Source organism: Bacillus salacetis (assembly GCF_003581585.1).
Taxonomy (GTDB): domain Bacteria; phylum Bacillota; class Bacilli; order Bacillales; family Bacillaceae_B; genus Rossellomorea; species Rossellomorea salacetis.
Genome location: NZ_QXIR01000010.1, coordinates 104,425 through 124,660, shown reverse-complemented (window position 1 = coordinate 124,660; position 20,236 = coordinate 104,425). Strand labels below are relative to the sequence as shown.

General features: G+C 42.0%; 29 protein-coding genes. 8 read left to right on the top strand and 21 right to left on the bottom strand.

Annotation, left to right across the window (positions count from 1 at the left end):
* Positions 1-268: hypothetical protein (locus tag D3H55_RS24735; RefSeq protein WP_205685452.1), on the top strand; the 268-nt coding region annotated here is incomplete at its 5' end.
* 166 nt (positions 269-434) lie between these two features.
* Here the strand turns inward: D3H55_RS24735 and D3H55_RS09575 are convergent.
* Entirely contained in the window at positions 435-1,013 is a 579-nt protein-coding gene (locus D3H55_RS09575) for an FMN-dependent NADH-azoreductase (RefSeq protein ID WP_119546686.1), read from the bottom strand.
* Between the two features lie 274 nt (positions 1,014-1,287).
* Positions 1,288-1,437, bottom strand: coding sequence for a hypothetical protein (locus tag D3H55_RS24175; protein WP_168413024.1), 150 nt, complete (start codon positions 1,435-1,437; stop codon positions 1,288-1,290).
* A gap of 112 nt (positions 1,438-1,549) precedes the next feature.
* On the opposite strand from D3H55_RS24175, the gene D3H55_RS25230 reads away from it, so the two are divergent.
* Positions 1,550-1,672: a hypothetical protein gene (locus D3H55_RS25230; RefSeq protein ID WP_276310224.1), complete on the top strand. Its 123-nt coding sequence runs from the start codon at positions 1,550-1,552 to the stop codon at positions 1,670-1,672.
* Positions 1,673-1,840: 168 nt separating this feature from the next.
* Positions 1,841-2,641, top strand: a complete 801-nt coding sequence (locus D3H55_RS09570; RefSeq protein WP_240628536.1) for an MBL fold metallo-hydrolase — start codon at positions 1,841-1,843, stop codon at positions 2,639-2,641.
* Positions 2,642-2,882: 241 nt separating this feature from the next.
* Here the strand turns inward: D3H55_RS09570 and D3H55_RS09565 are convergent, their stop codons facing one another.
* Entirely contained in the window at positions 2,883-3,149 is a 267-nt protein-coding gene (locus D3H55_RS09565) for a hypothetical protein (protein ID WP_119546684.1), read from the bottom strand.
* A gap of 359 nt (positions 3,150-3,508) precedes the next feature.
* Between D3H55_RS09565 and D3H55_RS09560 the strand changes: the two genes are divergently transcribed.
* Entirely contained in the window at positions 3,509-3,601 is a 93-nt protein-coding gene (locus D3H55_RS09560; RefSeq protein ID WP_119546683.1) for a YjcZ family sporulation protein, read from the top strand.
* 31 nt (positions 3,602-3,632) lie between these two features.
* Here D3H55_RS09560 and D3H55_RS09555 read toward each other — a convergent pair whose 3' ends face one another.
* On the bottom strand, positions 3,633-3,935 hold the full coding sequence (locus D3H55_RS09555; RefSeq protein WP_119546682.1) for a hypothetical protein: 303 nt from the start codon (positions 3,933-3,935) through the stop codon (positions 3,633-3,635).
* 156 nt (positions 3,936-4,091) lie between these two features.
* Between D3H55_RS09555 and D3H55_RS09550 the strand changes: the two genes are divergently transcribed.
* A complete protein-coding gene (locus D3H55_RS09550) occupies positions 4,092-4,820 on the top strand; it encodes a hypothetical protein (protein ID WP_168413023.1) in 729 nt (242 codons plus the stop codon).
* 246 nt (positions 4,821-5,066) lie between these two features.
* Here D3H55_RS09550 and D3H55_RS09545 read toward each other — a convergent pair whose 3' ends face one another.
* The 4 genes from D3H55_RS09545 to D3H55_RS09525 form a co-directional block, all read right to left on the bottom strand.
* Positions 5,067-5,402, bottom strand: a complete 336-nt coding sequence (locus tag D3H55_RS09545) for a VOC family protein (RefSeq protein ID WP_119546680.1) — start codon at positions 5,400-5,402, stop codon at positions 5,067-5,069.
* Positions 5,403-5,453: 51 nt separating this feature from the next.
* Positions 5,454-5,816: an aminoacyl-tRNA hydrolase gene (locus tag D3H55_RS09540; RefSeq protein WP_119546679.1), complete on the bottom strand. Its 363-nt coding sequence runs from the start codon at positions 5,814-5,816 to the stop codon at positions 5,454-5,456.
* A 561-nt stretch (positions 5,817-6,377) separates the two neighbouring features.
* Complete coding sequence (locus D3H55_RS09530; RefSeq protein WP_119546677.1) at positions 6,378-6,890, bottom strand: mismatch-specific DNA-glycosylase; 513 nt, start codon at positions 6,888-6,890, stop codon at positions 6,378-6,380.
* Positions 6,891-6,965: 75 nt separating this feature from the next.
* On the bottom strand, positions 6,966-8,012 hold the full coding sequence (locus D3H55_RS09525) for an SDR family oxidoreductase (protein ID WP_119546676.1): 1,047 nt from the start codon (positions 8,010-8,012) through the stop codon (positions 6,966-6,968).
* Positions 8,013-8,131: 119 nt separating this feature from the next.
* Here D3H55_RS09525 and D3H55_RS25225 point away from each other — a divergent pair, with 119 nt between their 5' ends.
* Positions 8,132-8,266: a hypothetical protein gene (locus tag D3H55_RS25225; RefSeq protein ID WP_276310223.1), complete on the top strand. Its 135-nt coding sequence runs from the start codon at positions 8,132-8,134 to the stop codon at positions 8,264-8,266.
* A 176-nt stretch (positions 8,267-8,442) separates the two neighbouring features.
* Here D3H55_RS25225 and D3H55_RS24170 read toward each other — a convergent pair whose 3' ends face one another.
* A complete protein-coding gene (locus D3H55_RS24170) occupies positions 8,443-8,616 on the bottom strand; it encodes a hypothetical protein (RefSeq protein ID WP_168413022.1) in 174 nt (57 codons plus the stop codon).
* Positions 8,617-8,742: 126 nt separating this feature from the next.
* On the bottom strand, positions 8,743-9,438 hold the full coding sequence (locus D3H55_RS09520) for a Na-translocating system protein MpsC family protein (RefSeq protein ID WP_119546675.1): 696 nt from the start codon (positions 9,436-9,438) through the stop codon (positions 8,743-8,745).
* Between the two features lie 555 nt (positions 9,439-9,993).
* Here D3H55_RS09520 and D3H55_RS09515 point away from each other — a divergent pair.
* Complete coding sequence (locus D3H55_RS09515) at positions 9,994-10,398, top strand: anti-sigma regulatory factor (RefSeq protein WP_119546674.1); 405 nt, start codon at positions 9,994-9,996, stop codon at positions 10,396-10,398.
* Between the two features lie 76 nt (positions 10,399-10,474).
* Here D3H55_RS09515 and D3H55_RS09510 read toward each other — a convergent pair whose 3' ends face one another.
* The 5 genes from D3H55_RS09510 to D3H55_RS09490 form a co-directional block, all read right to left on the bottom strand.
* Positions 10,475-11,692, bottom strand: coding sequence for an MDR family MFS transporter (locus tag D3H55_RS09510; protein ID WP_168413021.1), 1,218 nt, complete (start codon positions 11,690-11,692; stop codon positions 10,475-10,477).
* A 145-nt stretch (positions 11,693-11,837) separates the two neighbouring features.
* Positions 11,838-12,740, bottom strand: coding sequence for an AEC family transporter (locus tag D3H55_RS09505; protein WP_119546672.1), 903 nt, complete (start codon positions 12,738-12,740; stop codon positions 11,838-11,840).
* Positions 12,741-12,963: 223 nt separating this feature from the next.
* Positions 12,964-13,662 carry a YetF domain-containing protein gene (locus D3H55_RS09500; RefSeq protein WP_119546671.1) on the bottom strand — a complete coding sequence of 233 codons (699 nt, stop codon included), beginning with the start codon at positions 13,660-13,662 and terminating at the stop codon, positions 12,964-12,966.
* A 409-nt stretch (positions 13,663-14,071) separates the two neighbouring features.
* On the bottom strand, positions 14,072-14,986 hold the full coding sequence (locus D3H55_RS09495; protein ID WP_168413020.1) for a LysM peptidoglycan-binding domain-containing protein: 915 nt from the start codon (positions 14,984-14,986) through the stop codon (positions 14,072-14,074).
* A 115-nt stretch (positions 14,987-15,101) separates the two neighbouring features.
* On the bottom strand, positions 15,102-15,488 hold the full coding sequence (locus D3H55_RS09490) for a YidH family protein (RefSeq protein WP_119546669.1): 387 nt from the start codon (positions 15,486-15,488) through the stop codon (positions 15,102-15,104).
* 97 nt (positions 15,489-15,585) lie between these two features.
* Between D3H55_RS09490 and D3H55_RS09485 the strand changes: the two genes are divergently transcribed.
* Positions 15,586-15,831: a hypothetical protein gene (locus D3H55_RS09485; RefSeq protein ID WP_119546668.1), complete on the top strand. Its 246-nt coding sequence runs from the start codon at positions 15,586-15,588 to the stop codon at positions 15,829-15,831.
* Between the two features lie 253 nt (positions 15,832-16,084).
* Here D3H55_RS09485 and D3H55_RS09480 read toward each other — a convergent pair whose 3' ends face one another.
* From D3H55_RS09480 to D3H55_RS09455, 6 genes are all read right to left on the bottom strand, one after another.
* Entirely contained in the window at positions 16,085-16,861 is a 777-nt protein-coding gene (locus tag D3H55_RS09480; RefSeq protein ID WP_119546667.1) for a sulfite exporter TauE/SafE family protein, read from the bottom strand.
* A gap of 230 nt (positions 16,862-17,091) precedes the next feature.
* On the bottom strand, positions 17,092-17,319 hold the full coding sequence (locus tag D3H55_RS09475; protein WP_119546666.1) for a sulfurtransferase TusA family protein: 228 nt from the start codon (positions 17,317-17,319) through the stop codon (positions 17,092-17,094).
* Between the two features lie 50 nt (positions 17,320-17,369).
* Positions 17,370-18,497, bottom strand: a complete 1,128-nt coding sequence (locus D3H55_RS09470) for an MBL fold metallo-hydrolase (protein ID WP_119546665.1) — start codon at positions 18,495-18,497, stop codon at positions 17,370-17,372.
* 273 nt (positions 18,498-18,770) lie between these two features.
* Positions 18,771-19,340 (bottom strand): sulfurtransferase TusA family protein, encoded by a 570-nt coding sequence (locus D3H55_RS09465; RefSeq protein ID WP_119546664.1) that lies wholly within the window; start codon positions 19,338-19,340, stop codon positions 18,771-18,773.
* Positions 19,341-19,391: 51 nt separating this feature from the next.
* Positions 19,392-19,688 (bottom strand): rhodanese-like domain-containing protein, encoded by a 297-nt coding sequence (locus D3H55_RS09460; protein ID WP_119546663.1) that lies wholly within the window; start codon positions 19,686-19,688, stop codon positions 19,392-19,394.
* A gap of 237 nt (positions 19,689-19,925) precedes the next feature.
* Positions 19,926-20,234, bottom strand: coding sequence for a rhodanese-like domain-containing protein (locus D3H55_RS09455; protein ID WP_119546691.1), 309 nt, complete (start codon positions 20,232-20,234; stop codon positions 19,926-19,928).
* Between the last annotated feature and the right edge of the window lie 2 nt (positions 20,235-20,236).

Sequence of the window (20,236 nt, the reverse complement as noted above, 5' to 3'; positions counted from 1 at the left end):
AGAGTCCGAATCCCAGGCGAATTCGGACAGAAATCAGACAAAAAGCAAAAAAGAGTCCGAATCCCGGGCGAATTCGGACAGAAATCAGACAAAAACCAAAAAAGAGTCCGAATCCCGGTCGAATTCGGACAGAAATCAGACAAAAATGACAAAAAAATCCGAATCCCGATTCCGCTCCAAGACAAAAATCCAGACACCGAGAAATGCAGTCCAAATCCGTCCTCCCCCTCCCCTGCTCATTCCTTATCTCGAATGTATTGTTTCTTAAGAAAAATCCAAAGGACAGGGCTGCCCTCTTTTTTCCAGGTTTAACTCCAGCCTATTCTTTCTGGCTTACCGGGTTTAGGCTGTGAATTACCAGAATATGATTTGGACTCTGTAAAAGGATCCTTCCACAAAAAATCCCAGCAGATCGAAAATCTGCTGGGCGTGTTCTAAAAGGTTTGAGCCATATCCTTTGCACGTGCAATTCCGTTTTCTTTGATTTCCTGCGCTTTTTCAGGCATAGCATTATGTCCTTCTATGAACAAGCCTTCAAAGGATGGAACTCCGAAGAACTGCATGATGATGTCAAGGTAACGGTGCCCCATTTCCATTTGAGCAGCCGGACCTTCGGAGTAGATTCCTCCGCGGGCTTGGATATGAAGGGCTTTTTTGCCGGTAAGTAATCCAATCGGACCTTCAGCAGTATACTTGAAGGCTTTCCCTGCCACTGCAACTGAATCGATATAAGCCTTCATCACAGGAGGGAAGGAGAAATTCCAGAGCGGCGTCACGAAAACATACTTATCGGCTGAAACGAATTGTTCGCTCAGTTCGGAGAGTCTTCCTACTTTTGCTTTTTCCTCCTCTGAAAGTTCTTCAAAGCCGGACCCCTTTTGAAGCTTTCCCCAGCCTGCAAATACATCTACATCGATTTGCGGGATGTGTTCCTTATATAGATCAACATGTATGACCTCATCGGATGGATTGCTCTCTTTATATGTTTCAATGAATGCTTTTCCTGCTGCCATACTGTATGATTAGGTATCATCGTGCGGATGTGCAGTAATATACAAAACCTTTGCCATAATGCTGATCGTCCCTTCTGAGTAAATTGACAGTTTAGTTTCTGTTAGTATGTACGCTTTTATTCAACTTGGAAATCTATGAACATACAACATCTTCTTTACCCGTTCTATACAGACAATAACCAAAAATGGTGAAAATATGACGAAGGACCCTAAAGTGCGTGTGTTTTATTTATAAAAAAGAAGCTGAAAAAAATCAGCTTCAAAATGAACTTCATCAATCCTCGCCTTTTACCCCGAAAGGATTACCCGAGATATTCTTCCTTGCTTCCGGCGTCAGTATGAAGGTTTCTTCCGGTTGCCCAGCTTCTTCCATTCCATTCTCTGAGTTAATAGAGCCATCATAGTGCAGGGGTTTATTGTCCATGTGAACTTCCTCCTGATCATAAAGTAATAGCTGTTTGTATTTTATCATACCAATTTTTTGATGGAAATATCAGTACTTTTTCAGAAAGTTGTTTTCGCATATATTGTTGGTTTTGGAAAAAACCCAGGTGCCGGATTATTCCCCTGTATTCAAAGATATCACTTTCAAAGAACGAGCGATCTCTTCTTCCCTGCTCACCGGGCATTTTACGGCGACTTACCAGGATATTATTTGATACTTATATTGAAAAGCTTTAAGGTCACGAAAAGAGCCTTTCTAAAGAAGTTCAAGTTATTCTTTTTCGCTTAAGGGTATATACGTGATTGAAACAAGACATAATCATTTTTAAGTTTACAGATACTAGGTCTTATACTACGAAGGAGGCTGGATGTTTTTGAAGAAAATGCCTATGACATCTGTGGCTGATGGAAGCGGAATTCAAGTGCTTCCTGATCTCTATTGTCACACAGTGCAGATAGTAAATATTGCTTTTGTGGGAAACCCCAGTGTAAGCAGTGAATTTGTTTTGGTCGATGCAGGCATGCCTGAATCTGAGGAGAAGATCATCAAGGCAGCTAAAGAACGCTTCGGAGAAAATGCCGTATGTAAAGCGATTGTCTTGACGCACGGTCACTTTGATCATGTAGGAGCTTTGGAAGGGCTCATCAAAAAGTGGAATGTTCCGGTTTATGCACATTTTGCAGAAAAGCCGTTCCTCACAGGTGAGAGCAGTTATCCGCCTCCCAATACGGATGCAGATTCAGGTCTGGTGACCAAATTGTCTTCCATGTTCCCGCGCCACAGTATTGATATAACCACACATTTACACATCCTCCCTGAAGATGGTACGATTCCTGTCCTTCCGGGCTGGAAGTATATCCATACACCTGGCCATACTCCGGGGCATATATCTTTGTTCAGGGATAGTGACCAGGCGTTGATAGCAGGAGATGCCTTCATTAATGTTGAACAGGAGAAGCTCTATGATGTTCTCACGCAAAAGCAGGAAATCCACGGCCCTCCCCAATACTTCACAACAGATTGGCAGGAAGCATGGAATTCTGTGAAGACATTGTCCCAATTAAAACCCCTTGTCGCGGTGATGGGGCATGGCCTTCCGCTCGCTGATGACGAACTCAGAACGAACCTGGATAAGCTTGCCCGCGATTTTGGTGCAACGGAAATCCCTGAAAACAAAAAATAATGAACCAAAAAGAGGCTGAATGGACTTCAGCCTCTTTATTTTAGGCTACTTCCGCAGATATTGTTACTTCAGGAATAATCCCAGGTGCCGGATTTTCCCCCTGTATTCATAGGTTTTACTCTCGAAAGAACGAGCAACTCTCTTAATTCCTGCTCACCGGGGTTTTTACAGCAATTTACCAGGATATTAATTTAAATTTTGTATTGAATAGCAACAAAGTTTACGAAAAGAGCCTCTTTTTTTAATTGTCCTCTTCCCCTTCTGACTCTGTTTCTTCGTTGTTAAGCGAAAAGGCAAACAATGCGATTTTTGCCAGTTTTTCCATATCAAAATTTTCAAGTATTGAAGGTTTTGGTGCAGAAATATTTCCGGCAGTCAACCTTTCTATCATTTTCTGCTGACGTTCGATCACCGTCTGCATTGAATAAATCATCGTTTCATGCGCTTTCAATTGATCCTGCACTCTATATAACCTTAGCTCAAAGGGAGTTTGTGACTCTGATTCCATTCAAATCACTCCTTTCTTCATGTTCTATTTATCTTATGCCTTGTCCATGGAGGTTGAGCAGGCGGATGACAGAGATAGTATAATTATGGTTAACTATCTACTCTTACTACAGGCTTTACTCGTATACTTTGGGATTGTAAGGCAGATTTCAAAAAAATCGATATAAAATTCTTCTCATATCCTTACTGAAGTTCCGCAGAGCAGAAATTCTTGCGACAGCAGCACTCTCAAAAAACCAACGCTTGCACTAAGATGCTTGTCCATTTCAAGAATCAGCATTATGAATATAGTAATAGAGAAAGAGCTCTTTCAAAATGAAATTTCAATAGAAAAATTTAAGAAACGCGGAGGTGATATAAATGGGTTACGGTTCAGGAGCTGGTTATGGCGGAGGTTTTGCATTAATTCTTGTTTTGTTTATTCTGCTTGTCATTATTGGAGCTGCTTTCTAAAAAACAAAGAATGAGGCCTGTTATTCAGGCTTCATTCTTTGTTTTTTGTCAATTTTATTATTTGCACCAATATCCCGACCACCAGCGTAACCAATACAACCGGAGTGAAAATGATGAAATAGATTAGGAATTTTTCTAAAGCAGGCTGTTTTTTGCCTTCCTCTTCATTTACTTGATTAGCAGCTGCTAATTCAAAGGATTCCGTTTCAGTTAAGCTGGATTTCGGACTTCTTGCATCGCAAAGACAGGCATTGCTGTTTAATGGAAACAAAAGCACGAAAATCCAAATGATCATAAATAGACTCAGGCTGGATAAAGCATATTTCCCGTTCATTGCCGGCTCCTTTCGTTGACAAAACACTCATTATACTGGTGGATAGGCACATGTTTTTCTTCGTTCAATAGGATGGAAAGGAAGTTCAAATTGCATAAGGTTGAAAGGCAGGTTAATATCGTGAACAATTTTTATCCATATTCAATGTATGGCACAATGTCTGAGCGAATGCAGCATTCCCATCCTACTTATAATCCGGTGGCAGACTTTGACCAGGATCATATGAATCCTTATAGAATGACAGGATTGAATCCTTTACAGATGTCCGGTATAGATGAAGATGAACTGATGCCGATGAATCCAACCGAAATGTATGGAATGCAGCAGGGACCAAGCACTTATGGTACGCATGGCATGGGACAGGATATGAACCCGGCTGATCTATATGGAATGCAGCCTGATCAAAACCCTTATAGTATGTATGGGATGCAGCAGGATATGCAGCCTTCAGATATGCAGCAAGGGCAGAATTCTTACAGTATGTATGGAATGCAGCCTGGTATGGGCGGCACTGCCGTCCAAGATATACCGGCGGGGGTCAATCCTTGGCAAATGTCTGATATGGGTTCCATGAATCCTTACCAGCACGGCATGAATACCGGCCAGATGGGAAGCGGCGGAGCAGGAAATCATTATTTCCATTTTTCCGCTTCTCCATACGGGCAGCAACCTGGATACTTTCCAGAGCCGGCTTCTTCCCCCCAATTCATGCCAGGTACCGGCAATCCAGGATATAATCAAGGTTATCCTTATGGTTCCCAACAGGCCGGAGCGGGCGGTTTTTTTAATCCGGGACAGTCATTCGGTGGAGGCAGCCCAACCCAGGGATACGGCATGCCAGGCGGACCATTCAGCATGGGACCCGGCATGAGATCGTTCTGGTGATTAATAATCAGAGTGGGGTCACTTCCTGCTCTGTTTTGTTTTGTGCTCATTTTATAACCTTTTTTGATGTTTAATATGAATCCCAGATTACAGGATATATAACAAAAAAAGGCAGGCAGGAAAGAAAAGATTTTTTTGTTATTCGAGAGTATAATTCCTTGAAAAAAGTGGGAAATCCTGCTCTTTGGATTTTTTCAAAATCTACAAATATTTGAGAACAGCAGTCTTTATTGTGGCCGGTTTTTGTTAAAAGTGGCAGACTTCAAATTGATTCCCATCAGGATCTTCAAAGGTAAAGAAGGTCACATTTCCATCATTTTCAATGGTCCCTGCTTCAACTCCCTTTCCCTTCAGTTTCAATTGTGTTTCTTCTATCGCGTCGGAGAAAAGAATTGGCTTAACGGATGGCCGGCAGGTTTCCCCTTCAATAATCGTGATAGGGGTCTCCCCCTGTCCTACTTTAAAGACGATATGATTTACACCATCATAAGTTTCTTCCAACTCCAGTACTTCACCATACCATTGTCTGGCATCCTCCAGGTTTTTCACATTGATTAAAACAGTATCGAGTTTTGCAAACATTATAATTCCCCCTTTAATATTCAGCACGCTTCTGATTTTCCTTTCCCTTCCCTACTTAAACAAAGATAAGTGACCGACTTTCTCTTTCGCCTCGGTTTTCGGCATGGGAGGAAGTGCGACGACGGTCAGCGAGCCGGATTCAATTTCTGTCCTGCCGCTGTCCCGGATGCTGTAGTACCCTTGCTCTGCCAGCTTTTCAAGGTCTTTCTGCCTTCCTCTCAGAACAATTTTTGTCATTCCTTTTTGAAACCATTGAAAAAACGCCTCCCTGTACCCGGGAAAAGCAGATCTATCGGAGAGGATATCAATTGTACTTATAGTGGCAGCATGGGCAGTCTGTGCACCGATTTTACCCGGAGACATATTCAATTCTTTATTCACGACAAAGTATTGCACAATTTCATTATCAGGCATGAAAAGCTCCCTTTCCGTATAGAATGAGTTGCTATTCTGTATGTAGGATAATGTAGCTTGTTAATTGCTGCTGTGATGAATCCTAATGGCGGAATTTCTTTTACCGGACAGCTGCTATGTACAAGCATGTTATTTGAAAATGATATGTTTTCATATACATACTATACTTGGAAAACATTACATTTGAAAAGGATATTTTTATATAATTCGGCATTATGGCCTTTTCATGAACTTGTCTCCTGCAATATTTTCAGTTAAGGCTATTCCTATAAATTGTTGCTTGCAGGAGATTCCCTATACCTGGACTTAACCTGGGAATAAACATACAATTCCACTAAGGAAGAGCAGCTTTTTTATCAAGGTTATTAAGATTAGTGGGGGCTTTTGAAATGCACAGTAGATTGCAGCAATGATAAAAAACATCAAAGTACTTATTTTACTTTAATAATCACGAGATTTCTTTCTGGATTCCATGGTTCTCATTTAAAAGGAAAGCAAATCTCTTTTCATTGAGACTAAACAAAAAGTACAGCTGTAACTAAAGCGCCTATAAATCTGAGGTTATAGCTGTTTTTCTATTAAGAGTGTAAGTTCTTTATAGATATTGACAATCTCATCGGTTTTCATCCTCACCAATCCGCTTGAAGATGGCGCAACGAAATCAATGACACCTTCAACCATTGACTCTTCCTGCTTTCCCCAATCCAGTTTCTTCTTCTGGGAAAATTGTTGATACACGCCCTTTCCTACATAACAGGCTATTTTCGGAGTGTAGGTTTTCAGCTTGCTTTTCAGGATTTCCCTTCCCTCTTTATACTCCTCCTTGGTAATGTCTGCGGCTTCTTTTGTCGGACGCTCAACAATATTTGTCAGGCCGTATCCAAGTTCCAGCAGGGTGGAGTCTTCGGAAGGTGCATACTGCCTTGGTGTCAGTCCGGATAAGTGAAGGATTTTCCAAAAGCGATTACTGCGATTGGCATAGTTATGGCCGACCTCTCCCGACTTCAAACTGGGATTGAATCCGATAAATACAATATCCAGGTCTTTCCTTAAATGATCAGGCAACGGCTGCATCGTATCCCTCCCTTGTTTGCTTTAGCACTTTAAAGCAGCCGGGGACTGTCCCCCGGCGCTTTAAAGCGCTAAAGTTCACTTTCTATTTCCGCTGAGTATGAATTTCAATTTGTTATAATGCAATTGCAATGGCTGAATCCCTGCCTCTTTTAATAATTCGCGGGTGTTTTCAGAAGGAAACTGGATTTCCCTTCTGAAATAATTTTCGAAAATTGACATGGGCTGATTGAATGTTTCTTCAATCGGCTTCAATGTGTCAGCTTTAGAAAAAGGAATCAATTCCATATTCGGAAAGTCCAGCACTTCTTTTATAGCCTGGAAAATTTCTTTCTGGCTGAGCGGATCAGGGTCTGTTATGTTATAAATTTTTCCACTTCCTTTAGTGTATAAAGCGGATTTCAAAACTTTTGTCACGTAATCGACGGGTACAAGGTTCATTTTCAGGTCAGCTTCACCTAAAAAATGATAAATTGTACGGTTACCCTCCTTCTCTTTCCGGACCTTTCGTTTAAGCAGTGCAGCAGCTTTCATTAAACCGTATACCCCAAAAGTTGTTTCGGCTTCTCCTGTGGTTGAATCCCCTATAATGATGGAAGGCCTTAATATACAGATATCCATTTTTTCTTTATATGAATAGACCAGGTGTTCGGCATGTGCTTTCGATTCCTCATAAGGGTTAACAAAGTCCCTGTCCAGGCTGTACAAGTCCTCCTGCCCTTTCGTTTCCATGCCGATAGTATAGGCTGTACTCACATAAAGGAATTTTTGGCAGCGGATTCTTTCGGCTAATTCCAGCGTATGCCTTGTTCCATCGAGGTTTATGGCGAATGTATCCTCCCTTTGTGAAGGGTCAAATGACAGATAAGCAGCCATATGATAAATGGCATCGATAACCCCTGAAAGGTTATTTATTTCTTCCTCTGAGAATCCAAGGGTATCGTTCAGTAAATTTCCCTGTAAACAAACGATTTTTTCTTTATATGATGCCGGCATTTCCGCACTGAAGGCTTCAGCTTTCTCGGTATTTCTGCATAGTATGTATAAAGTATGGCCCTCAGACAGTAATTCTTTTGCTAGTTTCTTTCCGACAAATCCAGTGGCTCCCGTTAAAAAGATATTCAATCCGCACCCTCATTTCCAGTCGTTATAGTGTCAGTGTGTACTTTCGATAATACCCTCTTCCATAGTACATAATCAAATCAACTATTGAAAAGGATAACAGTGAAAGGAGGCGGACTGCAATGACCAATAAGAATGATAATCGTGAACGTAAGAATAAGTACCCGCGAAACAAAGAATTCAATGAAGAATTTGCAAAGGATGCGACAATCCGGAGCGAAATAACCCAGCAGGATATTAAAAACAAGCTGAAATAATCCTTTAACGCATTAACGCGCCGGGGGACAGTCCCTCTGCGCGTTAATGCGTTAATTAAAAAAAGCATATTCCCGTTTTACAGCTGTACAGGATATGCCTTCTTAATTCTTTAATAATGAAGAGCGTTATAAGAAAACGTTGTTTCATCTTTGGTGAACGACCCTTTCTCTTGTCTTTAAACTTCTTCTTTTTCCCTTTTGTGCTCCCTATATTTCGGAATAACGGACGAAAGAAGATCAATATCTGCCTTGATTTCTTTTTGTAATTCTGTATTTTCACATCTCGCCAAATCACTTTGAAGCCGCTGTAATTCGAGTTGAAACAAAGTTTGTTCCAAGAAATTTGTCATGAGAAAAATCCTTTCGCTCGGTGGTGTCCGGAAGCCTTTGAGAAAAAAATATAAGCCGAAAAGAGCAGGGATCCCTGCTCTTTTCGGCTTATGTCCGGCAAAATGGTCCGGTTCATTACTGCCATTTTATTTAGTCGGTTTCAATATCAATGAAATGACGCTGTTATCAAGCTCAAAATCCCAGTCTACAAAAACATCCTGAACCTCTGCATTCAACACTGATTCAAAATGTGTGTTGTTGATGAGCATCTCCCCTTCAAGCTGCCTCTTAGCCACCCTTAACTTTTCGTCAAAACCAAGTGAAACCAATTGCTTCTCGATAGGAACCAGGATTCCTTCCCGGACTACTATCAAGGACCGGGGGCTCAATAAATAAGAAAATGTATTGGTGGGTGCTTTTTCAGCCTTGCTGCTGATGGAAATGATCTCGTCATGAACTGCATCTCTTCCATGGTACTGAGCACGGGAGTCTTGCTGTGAAGTGACCATATCGGGTCCTACAGCAACGAAAATCCCAGAGTAATGGTCAAGATTCCAATCATAATATAAATGTTGAATCTCAAGTTCGGTGATCGCTTTAATTTGTCCCCTCAGTTCAGGATCAATGGATTTCATCATTTGCTCACGGGTGGTTTTTACAGTCAACTCTTCACCCTGCTCCAGCAAAACCTGTTCCATGGGTGAAAGGAATCCCTTAACATAAACAAGCACATAGGGTTCGGAAATAGTCGCATATACTGCTTCCGGTCCTTTTCCGAATTTTTCCCGAAGGAGTTTTCCAATATTACTTGCCAGCTTAGTCTGTTGTAATTTCAATTCCATATTTTAATTCTTCCTTTTTAGAGGCAGAAGCATTAAATTCTTCTTGCCCTCTTTTTATAGTATCACTTTATTGCTTTGATGAAAACAAGGTTAATCTTTTGTTTTTATTAATTCCCAATTGATGGGTCGAAAAAACTTCTTTCTAAAAAAGGAATCTTTTTAAGATTATGGTAGAGTAACAGCGGTATTTACGATATAATGGAAATAATTAAGATTCCACAAGGGATAACGGATACGAAGCCGAAATCTCAAAAAGGAATCTTTAAGAAGAAATGCTTTGGAGTCAAGGCGGGAGAATCTGCCCCGCACTGAAAAGTCATTCTGTTATTATATCTTCCGATCTTAAATATTAGTGGCCGTAATGGACTAGGCAGCAGAACTAGGCATAAGCCAAGATAATAAGGAATTTTCCTTGTTGTTTTGGCTTATGCCTTTTTTAGGCTCTATACTATAATCCGTTATTAATAAGGGAAATGGAAAAGGAATTCAAAGGGAGATACGCTGATAATCTTGAGAGTAAGTTGATTTGAAAGTTAGAATAATAGGGAGATTTTTATGGATAAAAAAGTTGTAGTTCATATAAATAAAGAAGAAGATATCATTTTTGCCAGGAAAACAGTTAGAAAACTGGGAGAAAATATGAAATTTTCTTCACTGAATCTGGCAAGGAGCATTACTTCCGTTTCTGAACTGGCAAGAAACATTTATCGCTACGCCGAAAATGGTGTCATCGAAATGGAAATTCTAAGTGAACCAATTAAGACCGGGATCAGGATCACAGCCAAAGATGATGGTCCTGGAATAGAGAATACTAAACTGGCGATGAAAAAAGGATACTCATCGATCGGTACGCTTGGTGCTGGCCTGCCAGGAGTCCAGACCATGATGGATGAGTTCACAATAGAAAGCACCCCAGGCGAAGGTACCTTAGTCACCGCGGTAAAGTGGCAGCTAAAATAAAGTATTGCTTTAACGAGTTAACGCACTAAGAGGGACAGTCCCTTTTAGTGCGTTAACTCGTTAAAATCCCTCCCTGTCAACCAGTCTTTGCAACATCAGCCTCCACTTTAATGAAAGACCTGTTCCCCAAAGAGAAAAAGATGATGCTGGCAAGCGCAATGATGGACACTGTCCAAAGCATTACAGAGCCGCCCGCTTCACTGAACAGGAAGCCTCCCAGTACTGGACCTGCAAAATTCCCCACTTTCCTGAACTGTCCAGCCCCGAAGTAAATTCCGCGCAGCCGTTCAGGAGCCAGCCTGTCGATCAATACGGAGTTTGCAGGAAAAATCAGTATTTCCCCCATTGTCAACAGCGCCACAGACAATAAGGACAGGAACCATCCGGCAGTAAAACCGAAACCCGCCAATCCCGTCATCATCAACAGAGATCCAAATACCATCACATGCATTGGCCTGAATCTTTCAGCAATAGCGCTGACCGGCATCTGCAGAAAAACAACCATGGTTGCGTTGACAGATAAAAGAATCGAAAAGATATAGACCCCGTTCTCCAAGGATTCTTCCAAATGCATGGGCAGGGTTGACTGCAATTGGGAGTATCCAATATTAATTAAGATGATCCCAAAAATTAGATAACGCAGGGCTGAATCTTTCTTTACGATGTTCAAGGCATCCAGGAATGTAACCTTCAACTTATCGGAAGCGGCAGCACCAAGCTGGAACCTCCCCAATAAAGCCGTTAATGCCAGAGCATAGGCAAAGTAAATGATACCTGTAATGATAAAGGTGGACTCGGCGGAAATATTCGCAAGATAGGCTCCCAGCAATGGTCCAACTGCTGCACCTATATTGATAGCTGTGTAGCGTAGCGAATAAGCCTTCATCCTCTTCTTCTTCTCGGTAAGATCAGCTATCAAGGCCTGTGAGGTAGGTTCAAAAAATGAATTGGATAATCCATTTAATGCGTTCAATACGATAAACCATACCGGATGGGTGGCCAGACTGAATCCGAAAAACACCAGCGATATTGTAAACAAAGATATCGTTAAAATCGGTTTGCGGCCATACCTGTCAGATAAATGCCCGCCAACGAACCCTCCTGCTGTTGCCACAAGAGGACTGATCCCTACAGTAAGACCTATGAGCAGAGGGTGCATATCGATTGTTCTTGATAAATAAATCGCCAGAAATGGCATGGTCATGAACATGGCTCCCCTGGATAGAATCGTTCCTGTCAGCAGAACCCATACAATCGGATGAAACTGGCCGATATATCTTTTTATTGTGTTCAACTCGTTCCCCTTCTTCCCCATCACTCTTTTGTTATTTCCATAACTTACTATATAACGGGGAATTACATAAGTAAATGTTATTTAATTAATACTTTATTATAAGAAAAACTTATAAAAAAAGCTTCCAAAAACGGAAGCTCCGATACTAGGACATCAGCATGATCATTAATGGAACAGAAATAATGCTGATGGAGGTGGTAACGAGTGTACTGAATGAAACAAGGTCCGGCTCCGTGTCAAATTGAACGGCAAACATTGTCGTATTTGCAGCAGTCGGCATAGCAGCAAGCACGATCAAAACACTTGAAAGCAGGCTGTCCAGCGACAGAAGGACCGTTATTGCATAGGCGATGATTGGAGATGCTACCAGCCTTATGACAAGTACAGCTGAAAGTTCTTTCAACTGTACATCCTTTTTCGAGATATTTGCCAGCTGCATACCCAGGACGAGCATTATCGTCGGAATTGTCGCGGAAGCAATCAAGGTCATCCCGTTATATAGAAAATCAGGAACACTCACAGAACCAATCTGCATAAGCAGGCCTGCAATAGAACCATACAAAACAGGCATTTTCAAAATGGTGATCAGTGAGTCCTTCAGTGTTGCTCCTTTCTTACTGCCTTTTGCTGCAAAGTATAAACCAACGGTGTTCATCAGCAGTGATTGAATGACCATCATGATAACGGCATATTGAAAACCAGTCTCTCCAAAGGCGAACAAAATGACCGGAACACCGTAATTCCCGCTGTTCATGAATGCCCCTGCAAGTATAAATGCCGGGGTTTTCGTTTGAGGGCGGTTGGTCATCTTACCGGCAAGGAAAGAAACCACTATCAATCCAAATAGAAGCGAAACACAAAATAGAACAATATATAAATAATTCAAATTCAGTTCATTTTCATAAAAGGTCTGAAAGGCCAGGAACGGGAGCATCAGATAAAGTGCTGCAGTGGATATAGATTTAATATCGAGATCAAGGACTCTTTGTCCGATAAAACCGACAGTAAGTATCAGAAATACCGGTAAAACGATTAAAATAAAACTCATGTTGCAAAACTCCAAATCAAAATTTTTCTAGAATAGCATTTTGTCATTTACCTAGTATAAAACAAAAAAAGAAATCGCGCCCGTCATTTGCCTGACAATTAATGGCTTTCTGGTATTTCCTAAAAATATGTAATGTTGATTGAACCTGTTATACATGCTCTTTACCTCTGGATGCATAGGCGCAAAAAAGCACCTTCCGAACAGAAGGTGAAGATCGTTCCTATTAATGAGTCATATGATCGTTGCGGCTGTCGATATAAAGCGAACCATCTTTCTGAACTTCTGCGTAGAAAACATCTGAAACCGATTCTACCCCATTCTTTTTTAACTGACCTTGCAGCCATTCCTCATGTAAATTCAATTTATCAAGGTTATTATAGATGATCTTTCCATCAGCAATCACTTCAGTGGAATAAGGATAACTCTGTATTGACGAAATGATATTCATGTCCCTTTTTGTCACGGGTTGCTGAGCCTGTTTTTTCATAACTGACATTTTTCCATCGGTTTCAAATATTGCATATTCCACATCTTTAATCGAAAACACATTTTTCTCCCTGAGATGGACCATCAATGCATCGATATCCAACCTCGTCCTGCCAAGTGCCTTCTCCATGATTTTACCTTGTTTAATGACAATGATCGGTTCCCCTTCAAGAAGTTTTCTTGCACTTTTCGATTTAATATCCAAGTAACCAAATATCAAAGTCAACACAAGCCATCCGCTTAAGGCAAGCAGTCCGTTACGGATACTAAAATTTGCTGAAGTGATAATTGATCCGCCTATCGTCCCCATTGTAATAGCAGAAACAAAGTTGAAAAACGTCATCTGGCTGATTTCTTTTCGACCGGAAATTCTTGCTACTATGAACAAGGCAGCAAAGGCAATTATCACCCTTAATATAAGTTCAACAGCATCCATGTCCCTGCCTCCTTTAGGTTAGTATCTGCAATTAAGGGGGAATTATGTTTTCCCTTTTTAGTGGAGAAGCTGGTTTGCAGGTCTTAGGGTGCTTGAGAGGAAACGCCGCATTCTGTAATTGAATTAAGGTAATAATAGGGGGTTAGACTGGAAACACAGGGATATAAAAAAAGATTGAGGCTATAGCATAGTGATTAAGCAATAAACACCCGGTTATAAAAGGAAAACAAGTGTATAGCATGGTGATTAAACGAAAAACGAAAATCCAAGTTATCACCTGATGATTAAACGAGAAATCCCCCATTCTAAAATAAACCTTATACTATAACGGGATGGTTACGCCTTAAAGCTGCGTTACAATCCCCCTGACTCAAAAAATCCCCGCTGCAACCGCAGCGGGGCCTCTCGCCTATTTCACCTGTGTCTTATTAAGCATTTCCACCACTCCAGGGACAATCCCCTCTGCTTCTTCCCGGTTCGGATAATAAATCGTGAACCTCAGCAGCTTGCCATCAACCTCTTTAACGACAAGGTTTCTTTGGTGCTTAGCATCGTGAGCGTGAAGGAAGAAATGCGCGTTTTTATAGAACGGAAGGGAATTCTTTGTTGAGAGTTCCGACACCTTGCCAAGAGACTTTAACTGTTCCACTGAATTCTTTTTCACTGTATTGATATCACCCTTCCAGTCCAGCACTTCAACTCTTGCAAAGTAACCTGCATCTTTAGTGTTCTGAAGGATGAATCTTCTTGGTTCTTCTGCCGTGAAAATATATCCTTTTGATGGTGTCAGCACCAGCCTCACTTTTTCCGCATCATAAGAAGTCTCAACGTTTTGAACTTTATTCACCTTCAACACTTGTCCGGCCAGTATCAGATTACTCGTCAAGCCGTTTCTCTTCTTCAGCTCATCCACTGTCATTCCATACTTACGGCTGATGCTCCAGAGAGTATCCCCTGCCTGTACAAGTACGACATTAGGTATTTCGAGTTTCTGGCCGGTATAAATTTTATCAGTTTTGAGGTTATTCACATGTTTCAGTTGTCCGACTGTACTGTCATGTTTTTTGGCCAGGCTCCATAAAGTGTCGCCTTTTTTCACAGTGATTATGTTCTTCACCTCAAGCTGACCGCCGGCTAAAATAAGATTGGACGACAGGCCGTTGCGTTCCTTCAGTTCATCTACCGTCATTCCGTATCTTTGTGAAAGCCCCCAAAGGGTATCTCCCTTTTGGATAAGGTGAAAACCAGCTGCGCCGGCACTTGAAACACTGACTGAAGCAAAGGCTAAAGCAAGGATGACGGATTTAAAATACTTTTTTCTCATAGAAATGACCCCCATAATGTTCTCTCTTGATGTAATGCCTGAATTTTCCTTTTACACCTCATTAGACGGCTGGAAAAACAGGAAGTTACATTAAGATGAGCCCATTTTGAAGGTCTTAAACAATCAGGAAGTATGCCCCGAATATAAGGGAGATCACAATCACAAAGACAGCCAAAGCCACGATGGTGGCCCTGGAAGTGCGAAATGATTGATTATTGATTGCATCTATTTTTCTCATATAGCTGATGAGCGCCATGACAATCGTCAAAATGCCAAGGCCGACTGATGATAAGCCGATAATGTTCGCGAGAGCGTCACCAATGGGCGACAGGCTGGCTTGCATTGTGAAATGGAGATTGGTGACAAGGAAGCCGACACCGATAATCGCTATGGCTGTACGGATCCAAGCCAGGAATGTCCTTTCACTTGCCAGGTGCTGCTGAATGTATTTACTGTCAGTTGTTCCTTCGTTCTGCAGGCTGTCATTTTCTCTCTTTTTCATACCCAATCACCTCAGGATACTAAAACTGTCATATTAATTGATATTCTTAAGCAGTAAGATGACTCCTGCTAGGAGCCAGACAAGTATACCTGGTCATATGGGAGGAATGAACTTCCTCCATGACCGGGTATCTTTTGGCTGGTATCCTCAGGTGCCGCTGCTGCAATGTACAGTTCGTTCTTTTTTCATTTTATCACCTTCATTATACACGGAGCACTTTGAACTCCCCGCCGCCAAACAGTGTTTTGACGTAGTCAATTTTGGATTCATCAAAATAAACCTTATCTTTTTCATGTACGAGAAATTGAATGCCGTCAATTTCCGTTACTTCATCATTTTCTAAAGCTGACTCCTCCAGAGTCAGACGCAGTTTTGGGCCTCCTCAGCCAATGCCCATCGAAAGACGGATAAAGGGTTTTCTGCCTTCGCTGATTTCTTCTTTCACTTGAGCCTTGATGACATCGACTGCCGGTTGAGTTACCTTGACCATGAAATTCCCTCCTTCAATGATCTAAAGAGGCAAATCAAGCTGAAGCCTGGTTTGCCTCTATTATTATATTTTACCCTGTAATAACAATGCTCACACGTATGGAGAATTATAAGATATCCATCCAGATTTTAATGGCTGTACCCAGGATCAAGAAGGCCAGAATATATTGCAAGATCTTTGTATTGACCTTTTTACCTGCCATCGCCCCTAGTGGTGATGCAATCAAGCTGGCAACAACCATGATTAAAGCAGGGACGAAATCCACCTGTCCTGTCGTGATTTTCCCGACTGTGGCACCGATTGATGAAATGAAAGTGATGGCGAGTGATGAAGCAATCGTCATACGGGTCGGGATCTTCAATACGACCAGCATGATGGGCACAAGCAGGAATGCTCCTGCAGCACCGACAATTCCTGCACCAACACCGACGATCAATGCCAATGAAGCAGCGAGCCATTTATTGAAGGTCACTTGATCAAGCGGAATATCATCGATTCCCTTTTTGGGAATGAACATCATCACAGCTGCAATCAATGCGAGTATACCGTATACCAAGTTGATGCCGCCTTCTGACATCATTTTGGATCCATAGCCCCCGACGAAACTTCCGATAAGGATTGCTCCGCCCATGTATACAATCAAGGCCTTGTTCAAATATCCGCCTTTACGGTACGCCCAGACGCCCCCTATTGTAGCGAAGAATACCTGAACGGCACTGATGCCGGAAACTTCATGGGCGCTGAATGCAGCAAGCCCAAACAATGGCGGGATGTATAAAAGCATTGGGTACTTGATGATGGAACCTCCGATTCCAAGCATCCCTGATATATAAGATCCTATAAATCCGATTAGAAAGATGACTACTAAAAAACCAATGTCCATTTCTTATTCCCTCCTTATAAAAATATAAGTGCCCTGATCAGCGGCGTATGGACTGGACCTGCTCCGTATGAGATAAAGGAAACACAACGAACGTAGTGAGTTGATGTTGACTTATCGCAAGGAGGGGCAGGGAAGTACGGTAGCCGCTAGGGCACTGCAGCTAGACACCTTTTAACTTAATTCATATCATCATTTTTAAAGGGAACCATATTCAGGTCCCCTAGTATTCTTTAGCCTTTTTTGATCCAGAACTTGAAGACATCATTTTCTTCTTCATGCTGTACAAGTTCATGGCCGCCTGATTTTGCCCAGGCTGTCAGATCATTTTTAGCGCCTTTGTCAGTGGCATGCACTTCAAGGACGTCCCCTGATTGCAAGTCATTCATTGCCTTTTTCGTTTTTACGATCGGCATTGGGCAAGCCAAGCCTTTTGCATCTAATACTTTTGCTGATTCCATAATAATAGCCTCCTGAATATTAGGTTTTTTGTGGTTGAGCCGTATTCGTCTTATCTCACTGCACAGCGGTTTGGTCCGATTTCCATTTCACGCTGCTCATCATTATCAGGTGTGATTTTACCCATATTAGTTTTGCGGATTTCCTGATATGCATTTGGCTGAGGAGGAAGGTTTTCGGTAACAAGTGATCTGAATTCCGCCTCGTCCGCAATATTCAAGCCATGGTTTTGTGCATATAGCGTACCAAGTTTCTCTGATACACTTCCGTCTTCGTTCAGTTCATCAATAATCATGAAATGTGCCGGCAGGACGATTAAATCATTTGAAAGTTCTTTATACCGTGTGTATAGCGTTTCCCGCAGATCACCTACCCAATCTTCAGCTAGTCCTGCAAGGTCGGGCCTTCCGATTGAATCGATGAAAAGGATATCACCAGTCATCAGGTATTGTTCGTCAACCACAAACGATGTGGATCCAATTGTGTGTCCTGGTGAGTACAATGCATGAATGTTGATTTTGGTGTTGCCGATCGTTACTTCATTGCCGTCTTCCAATGCTGCGTATTCAAATGTAACCTCTTCAGCATCTTTCGGAGGCAGCCAATAAGCTGCGCCTGTTTTCTCAGCAATGATGCGTCCTCCGGAAATGTGGTCGGCATGGAGATGAGTATCAAATACATGAGTGATCTTAGCGTTCAGGCTGTCGGCAAAATCAGTATAAACCTCAGCCATTCTTGTTGAATCGATGATCGCTGCTTCGCCGTTGGAAACGACCATGTATGACAGGCAGCCTTTGCCGATACGAACGAATTGGTAAAGTTCGCCGCCATCTTTCAAGTCGCCTACTTTGACGGGCTCAAGGTGTTCACTCCATGCTTTCATGCCGCCTTCAAGATAGGATACATCCAAGCCTTCGTCGGAAAGCATTTCTGCTACCATCACTGAAGACCCTTCTTTGGCACATACAACCAGAATATCCTTGTCTTTTGGAAGTTCATCCAAGATTTCTTCTACTCCGTCCAACAGGTCGAAGTAAGGAACATTCTGATAGTCGAACTTATGTCCTTCAATCTTCCAATCTTGGAATGCGTCTTCATTACGTACATCAAGGATGAATAGTTCTTCGTTATTGAATACTTTTTTCGTTACTTCTTTTGCGTTCATAGCTTTAACAGTCATTTTCTAAGTTACCCCCTAAGGTATTATTTTTCGTAAAAAAATTTGGTTGTTAAATAGTTGGTTTCCGCTTCAGGCTGCACGACTCCGCGGGGCGGGCGGTGAGCCTCCTCAGCTTCGCTTGCGGGGTCTCACCTGTCCCGCTGCTCCCGCAGGAGGTCATGCAACCTGAAGCGGAAACCAATCGGAAATTAAAAGAACCAACTATCACAATTATGGGAAAAATTCAATGAACCAGATTGTGTTGGGTTGAAAATATCGTAAATCTCTAAAGTATTAGTTAGTATTCGATTCAGACGCACCGTTCCACTGGCTCATGCCAGGGATGACATTGATGACGTTGTTGAATCCATTTTCGGCAAGTTTTTGTGCAGCGAGGTCGCTTCTGCTTCCTGTGCGGCATACCACATAGATTTCGTCTTCTTTGTTCAGTTCATCCATGCGTGAGTCCAATTCACCTAATGGAATGGAAACTGCATTCGGAATGTGATTGAATACATATTCAGCTGATTCACGGACATCCAGGACAACAATACTTTCTTCCAATTTAGCTGCAAGCTGATCGTTGTCTGCTGTATGCGGATGCTTTTTCTCGATGGCTTCCTCTCCGGATGCTTTTCTCAAGTAATGCTTCAGGATATCTCCCTCTTCAATCGTCCCAAGGTATTGATGGCCGGATTTCTCAGCCCAGGCTTTGATATCTGCCTTTGATCCTTTATCTGTCGCTTCGACTTCAAGCACCTGTCCTGCTTCCAGGGTCGTGATGGCTTTCTTTGTTTTGACGATTGGCATTGGACACGCAAGGCCCTTTGCATCTAATGAATGATTTACAGTGATGTTTTCCATATTATTACCTCCATGTTTATACTCTATAGGGTATATTACTGTTTAAAAAAATTACTCTGTTTCGCCTTCCCAAGCAAGCATGCCGCCAGTCATGTTTGTTACGTTGAATCCTTGGCTTTCAAGGAACTGGCAAGCGCGGCCGCTTCTTCCGCCTGAACGGCAAACCATGATGTATTCCTTGGATTTATCCAGTTCATTCATGCGAAATTCAACTAATCCTAACGGGATATTTACTGCGCCGGGGATTTTCCCTTGAGCTACTTCATCCGTTTCCCGGACATCAATGATATTTGCAGATGTTCCTTCATTCACGATTAATTCAACTTCGTTTGGTGTAATTTCTTTCATCTTGTTCATCCTCCTTATGGTGAGCTCTTTTCCTTGAATGGGTTGCTGGGGAAAAGAGCATATAAATTGATGGTCACTTTTAAGTGCAGCTCCAGTGCCCTAGCGGCTAGCGTACTTCCCAGCTCCTCCTTCCGATAAGTCAATATCAACTCACTTTGTTCGTTGTGTTTACTTTATCTCATGGGGAACCGGTCCAGACCGTACGCCGCTGAACAGGGCACTTGCGCTTTTCTTAATTTATTTCCAGGAACTCACTCCGCCCTTGACGTTTGCAATTTTGCTGAACCCTTTTTTTCTTAATAGCTTAGCGGCTTTGTTGCTTCGCGTGCCGCTCTGGCAGATCAGCACAACTTCTTTGTCAGAAGTAAGTTCGCTGGTTCTTTGCGGTAGTTCATATAAAGGAATATTCTTGAATCCCTCAATCTTTCTCTTGTTAAACTCACCCTTTGTCCGGACATCGATGAACATTTTATCTCCATCATTCAGTTCGTTTTTCAGGTCAGCTGTAGTGATGTGCCTTACTCCTCTTGCAGGGGTAAGACGCATGA